Origin of the sequence: Clostridium cuniculi (genome assembly GCF_004353185.1) — a bacterium.
GTDB lineage: Bacteria > Bacillota > Clostridia > Clostridiales > Clostridiaceae > Clostridium > Clostridium cuniculi.
On record NZ_SMUS01000045.1, the window covers coordinates 22,511 to 28,944 of the forward strand.

General features: G+C 29.8%; 5 protein-coding genes. 3 read left to right on the top strand and 2 right to left on the bottom strand.

Going from position 1 to position 6,434, the window contains the following annotated elements; all coding sequences use genetic code 11:
* The first annotated feature begins 43 nt into the window (after positions 1 to 43).
* Both yunB and EJJ37_RS17200 read left to right on the top strand, forming a co-directional pair.
* A complete protein-coding gene (yunB, locus tag EJJ37_RS17195; protein ID WP_133016718.1) occupies positions 44 to 724 on the top strand; it encodes a sporulation protein YunB in 681 nt (226 codons plus the stop codon).
* A gap of 133 nt (positions 725 to 857) precedes the next feature.
* Complete coding sequence (locus EJJ37_RS17200) at positions 858 to 2,018, top strand: iron-containing alcohol dehydrogenase (protein ID WP_133016719.1); 1,161 nt, start codon at positions 858 to 860, stop codon at positions 2,016 to 2,018.
* A gap of 89 nt (positions 2,019 to 2,107) precedes the next feature.
* Here EJJ37_RS17200 and EJJ37_RS17205 read toward each other — a convergent pair whose 3' ends face one another.
* Complete coding sequence (locus tag EJJ37_RS17205) at positions 2,108 to 2,734, bottom strand: biliverdin-producing heme oxygenase (RefSeq protein ID WP_133016720.1); 627 nt, start codon at positions 2,732 to 2,734, stop codon at positions 2,108 to 2,110.
* A 258-nt stretch (positions 2,735 to 2,992) separates the two neighbouring features.
* Between EJJ37_RS17205 and EJJ37_RS17210 the strand changes: the two genes are divergently transcribed.
* Positions 2,993 to 3,886 carry an N-acetylmuramoyl-L-alanine amidase gene (locus EJJ37_RS17210; protein WP_243124915.1) on the top strand — a complete coding sequence of 298 codons (894 nt, stop codon included), beginning with the start codon at positions 2,993 to 2,995 and terminating at the stop codon, positions 3,884 to 3,886.
* Between the two features lie 65 nt (positions 3,887 to 3,951).
* On the opposite strand, the gene EJJ37_RS17215 is transcribed toward EJJ37_RS17210, so the two are convergent.
* Complete coding sequence (locus EJJ37_RS17215) at positions 3,952 to 6,420, bottom strand: RICIN domain-containing protein (RefSeq protein ID WP_133016722.1); 2,469 nt, start codon at positions 6,418 to 6,420, stop codon at positions 3,952 to 3,954.
* Positions 6,421 to 6,434 lie beyond the last annotated feature (14 nt).

The window sequence follows — 6,434 nt, forward strand, 5'->3', positions numbered from 1 at the left end:
ATATTAATTATAATAGTGAAATAATAACTACTAAGGTGAGTGTATGAGATATTATACAAAGAGGCCTAAACCCCATGGAAATATGAAATTTAAGCAATGTAAAATACCTTCAAATTTGCTAATAGTGCTTATTATAATTATTGCCTTTAATTCTATAATATACATTTTTGGGAAAAGAATATTGCCAATTGTGCTTAATATTGGCGAGACTAAAATAAAGTCTGAAGCTGTAAAAATTATGAACGAAGAGAGCGTAAATGTCTATTCAGAAAGTTTTAAGTACGATGACATAATTGATATAGAAAAGGATGCTGAGGGTAATATAACAATGATAAGGGCAGATACTGTAAAGCAAAATTATTTAGCATCCCAAGTTGTTTTAAAATGTGATGAAAGACTTTCGGAACTTGAAGATTTAGGAGTTAAGATTCCATTAGGATACTTAACTAATAATGTGATATTTTATAATATAGGTCCTAAAATAACCGTTAAGATGCAACAAGTAGGTAATATAACTACATCTTATGAATCAGAATTTGAAAGTGCAGGAATAAATCAAACTAGGCATAAAATATATCTAAATTTAACTACTACAATGAGAATTGCGGTACCTTTTAATAGCAAAGAAGTTGAAGTAACTTGTCAAATACCTGTTTCAGATACTATTATTGTAGGAAAAATTCCTGAAACAGCAATTAATATGAATGGAAGTAATTCTAACTAAAAAGGTGGTATTTACCACTTTTTTTTGCTTTAATAAAAAAATATGGCGTATTTCAATAAAAAATAATATTGCGTTACTTTAAAGGTTAAGTCAATAATAGTATTAAGGTTTATATTATAAGGAGGAATGAAAAATGGAAAACTTTGATTTCAAAGCTTATACAGAAATGTTATTTGGAAAAGGTCAAATTTCTAAATTGCCAGAAGTAATAAATAGATATGGTAAAAATGTTTTACTTGCTTATGGTGGAGGAAGTATAAAGAGAAATGGAATATATGATGATGTTAAGAAGTTATTAAAGGATTGTAATATAATTGAACTTGATAAAATTGAACCAAATCCAAGAATTGAAACTGTAAGAAGAGGAGTTAGTCTTTGTAAAGAAAATAATATTGATGTTATTTTAGCAGTTGGAGGTGGAAGTACAATAGATTGTGCTAAGGTTGTTGCAGCAGGAGCTTTTTATGACAAAGATCCATGGGATTTAGTAACAAATCCAGAGAAAATAGATAAAGTTTTACCTATAGTAACAATTTTAACTTTAGCAGCAACTGGCTCTGAAATGAATGGAAATGCTGTTATTTCCAAAATGGACACTAATGAAAAGTTAGGTACTGCAAGTATAAATATGAAACCACAAGTATCTATATTAGATCCAGAGTATTTATACACATTGCCAAGTATTCAAACAGCAGCAGGTACAGCTGATATAATGTCGCATGTATTTGAAAATTATTTCAAAAATACAGAAGGTGCTTTTGTTCAAGATAAATTCTCAGAAGGATTATTAGAAACTTGTATAAAGTACTGTCCAATAGCTTTAAAAGATCCTAAGAATTATGAAGCTAGGGCTAATTTAATGTGGGCTAGTTCAATGGCTCTTAATGGATTATGTGGTAGTGGTAAACCAGGAGCTTGGACTTGCCATCCAATAGAGCATGAATTAAGTGCTTTTTATGATATAACTCATGGGGTAGGACTTGCAATAGTAACTCCAAGATGGATGAGATATATTTTAAGTGAAAAAACAGTAGATAAATTTGTAGATTATGCAATAAATGTATGGAAATTAGAAAATAAGGATGATAAGTTTGCTTTAGCAAATGAGGCAATTGATTTAACTGAAAAATTCTTTAAAGACTGTGGAATTCCTATGACTTTAAAGGAAGTTAATATTGACGAAACTCATTTTGATGAAATGGCTAGGGGGGCTGTAGAACATGGTTCTTTAGATTATGCTTATGTTCCATTAAATGAAGCTGATGTTAAAAAAATATTAGAAATGTGTTTATAATTATACTTATACAAAAATGATGCTCTAAAATAGGGCATCATTTTTGTGTTTGTAAATCTATAATAAATGTGAGTTTGAAGGGCATTGTTTTATTTTAATTTAGCTTCTAATTCATTTGAGATAGCAAGATTATAAATATAAGCATTATTAACTTCGTTAATGAAATCTACCTTCATTTCATCAGATAAATTAATCTCTGCTAACATGTTATGATATTTCATAACATATCCTCTTAAATCATTAATTTCAGGGAATTGATAGTAGTTCAATCCTTCATTAGATATTTTATAGTTTGTACTTAATAGTGAAAGGAATGTTCTACCACCAAATAAATCGGCTAAGAATCTTGTATATGCATATGCAACTACAAGTTCAGGTTTAGTTTGTGATAATTCCTCAATTTTTGCAATACAAGCTTCTGTAGAAGCTAATAATTTCATTGAATTTAATTTATCACCTAATAAGAACTCCAAATCTTTTCTTATAAGTTCTGAACGATATAATTCTCTTGTAACAAATGGTTTAACAATAGTATTGTTTTCATTTTTATCTAATGCATCTTCAATAGCCTTATACATTTTTTCTAAGTTGTATATGTATTCAGCATATCCTTCAACAGAAGCAGTTCCATCAACTAATTTTTTTATATAACCTGTATTTTCGGCTGCACTATGTAATAGTGAAGTTTTTTCTCTTATATCCATCATAAATTTCATGTTATTCACCTCGGTTAATTAGTAATTACTTTAATGATAATATATATTAATAGATAATAATTATCAAATAGCTTAAATTATCAAAAAGTTTTAAATCTTAGTATAATACTCTGATATGCTTTTGTTTTCTTCATTTTTCTTAGTATATTATTTGTTTAAGAAGTAGCAATACTATTCTTCATTAATATGTTTGAGTAAGGTTATTTTTATTAACAATATTATGTAAGCCTCATAATATATATTGAGGAGATGGTAATTTTGAGTAAAATAGCAGTAAGAGGTGGACATTGTCCAAAAGTTCCAGGAGCAAGAGCAATATTGGATGAATTAACAGAAGATAGATTAATTAAAGATGCAGTTATAAAGTATTTAAAACAACTAGGGCATGAAGTTTTAGACGTAACTCCTCCAGATAGTACAAGTACTTCAAGTGCAGACTTAGCATATGGGGTTAATAAAGCAAATAGTTGGAATGCTGATTTATTTGCATCATTTCATTTTAATAAAGCTTATGATAGTTATAATGGAGCATTAGGAACAGAGGTATGTGTTTATTCTGAACATGAAATAGCTAAGAGAGTTGTTAATGCTATTGCTGCTTTGGGATTTAAGAATAGAGGACAAAAAATTAGAAGAGGCTTATATGAATTAAAGCATACAAGTATGCAATCAATGATAGTTGAGACTTGTTTTGTTGAGGCTACTGAGGATGCTGCATTATATAGAAAGATTGGACCTGATGCTATTGGTAAAGCTATAGCTGAAGCTATATCAAATAAAACAACTACATCAGTTAGTAATACAGATGAATCAACAAACGGAGTTAATAATACACAAACTTCAACAGCTGATAATTGGATAAGTAGACTTCAAGCTGAATGTAATGCACAAGGTTTTTCCAATCAAGCAGTAGATGGAATTGCGGGATTTAAAACATTAGCTGGTTGTCCTACACTTAGAGAAGGAAATAGGGGGAATATAACTAAGTTACTTCAAGAAAAGCTTGTTTCACTTGGATATAATACTAATGGGATTGATGGAATATTTGGTTCACAAACTAAGGCTGCAGTTATTAGTTATCAAAAATCAAAGGGATTATCACAAGATGGAATTGTTGGACAAAATACTTGGAGAGAATTATTAAATTTATAAGCAAAAGGGAAGATTCAAATAGAGAGGTTGTATCGAAAGATACAACCTTATAAGTTTTATAAGATTTATTTTTTTATTAGTCTCCAATGTTGACCGCTACCGCCCCAATATTCCCATTGGTTTATATTAGCACCTGGAGAGGGACTACTTTCATATAAATCTATACAGGATTTATTATTTGAAGATTTAGTTAAAAATGCATATTCACCATTTGCAACTTCTATAAGTTTAAACTTTTGCATATCACCACCCCAGTATGTCCATTGTTCAATATTAGTACCATTATCAATATTTCCATTAACTACATCTAAACAACTAGTATAATTTGAGGAAGCTGTTAAAATTGAATAATAGCCACTACCGTCAGAAACTAGTTTAAAGGTTTGGGCATGAGAGTTATTTAAGTCCCATTGACGAATATTAGCACCATCAGTAGCTAAGCCATCAGTAACATCTAAATATAATCCACTAGCAACATTTTGTAATAAATAAGTTCCATCTAAATTGGTAGTAGTAGATTCTAATGACCAAAGCTGGCCATTACCACCCCAATAAGCCCATTGATTAATATTTACACCCAGTTCTGAACTTGTATTATATAAATCCATGCAAGATTCGTTATTAGATGATTTAGTAAAGAAAACATATTTACCAGAAGAGACTTCAATAACCTTAAATTTTTGCATATCACCACCCCAGTACGTCCATTGTTCAATATTAGTACCATTAGCAGTATTACCGTTTAATACATCTAGGGAACTTTGATAATTAGAAGCACCAGTTAAAACTGAATAATAGCCATTTCCATCAGAAACTAATTTAAATTTTTGAGCGTCAGAACCATTTAATTCCCATTGTTGAACATTAGTACCATCAGTAGTTGAGCCATTAGTTATGTCTAAATATAAACCGCTAGCAATATTTTTTATATAATAAATTCCATCTAATACCTCAGTTGATGATATTGTAGAATTTGAGGTTTTTGATCCCCAGATAGATTTGTTATTTTCACCTATTAAGGAAAAAGTCATTGTTTCTTTATGAGAGGAGGATTCATCGTATTGTTTAAAGAAAACGCCTTTATAAGTTACACCATCAACTACCATAGTACATTGGTAACTTCCAGATTTTTTAGTCCAGGTACCAGTGTAATCGCCTGTAATTGTACCATCTGAATTTAATGAAACTTTAAAAGTAGGTAGCATATTAGTAAATGTAGTAGTAGCATTTAAACCATGGTTAATAAAATCATAAGTTCCAACAATATCATTAGAGGAATATCCAGTTTTTGAAATAGAACTACCTAAATATTCGTAGACAGCAGTTACAGGCCAACCATCTTCATTTAAGAACTGTTGATGAACTCTTACTTGATGTGATTCATCACCAGTATTAAATCTTGTATGATATATAAGATATCTTGAGCCATCATCATCAATAAAGGCGGAATTATGACCTCCTGACATATAACCACTTTTGCTAAGTTCTGAGTTACTAACCGAATTTAATGATGACAAGCTATAATTACCAAAAAGCTTAATTCCTTTTATTGATTGGTCATCATTACTGTTTGTACAAATTGCATTATTGCCATTTGCATCAACATATGGTCCAGTAATATTTTTAGATCTAAATAAACGAATATGATATCCGCTAAAATCATCTGTTGCATCTAATCCACAATAGGATTCATAAAGATAATAGTATCCAGATTCTTCATCCCAAACAATATAAGAGCCTTCACCTGTACCACCATAACCACCAGATATTTTAATTCCAAAATATTGATCTGATACATTAGTTGTAGTTGAGTAAGTTGTAGAGTAGTCTCTTAATCCAGTCTCTTTATCTAATTTTAACATAAATATTCCGCCAAACCATGAACCATAAGACATCCATAGGTCACCATTTTTATCATATAATACACAAGGATCAATGGCATTAGGACCATAGGAGGAATTCCATTTTCCATTAGAAATATAGCGACTATTAACAGAATTTGTTCCCATAACTTTAGGATAATCTGTAGAATTTGCTTCAGAATTATTAGTAAATCCTGAATAAACAATACTTCCTGAATAAGTATATGGACCATCAATATTATCTGATGTAGCTAGAGCTATAGAAGAATAAAAATTATCGCCATTTACACTCATATACATACACCATTTTTTCATAGTAGTGTTATATATTACGTCAGGAGCCCAAAGGTTATTTTTTAGTTCATAAGAGCTACTACCTTTAGAAGACCATTTTGAGGATTCAGAAAAAATAGTTTCATAATCTGTATTGACATTTGTAGTAATACTATCCCATGAAGTAAGGTTAGATGAAACTCCATTAGATAAGTGAGTACCAAAAATATAATATTTACCATTAGATTTTACAATAGATGGATCATGAACTGATATTCTAGAAGTACTTAGTGATGAGGCATTAGTAGTTGTTGGATTAACAAAAGTAAGATTTAATAGAAATAAGATTAAAAATGATAGTAAACGTTTTAGATTAACTGATGTTTTACAATGTTTCATTATTATTCCACCTT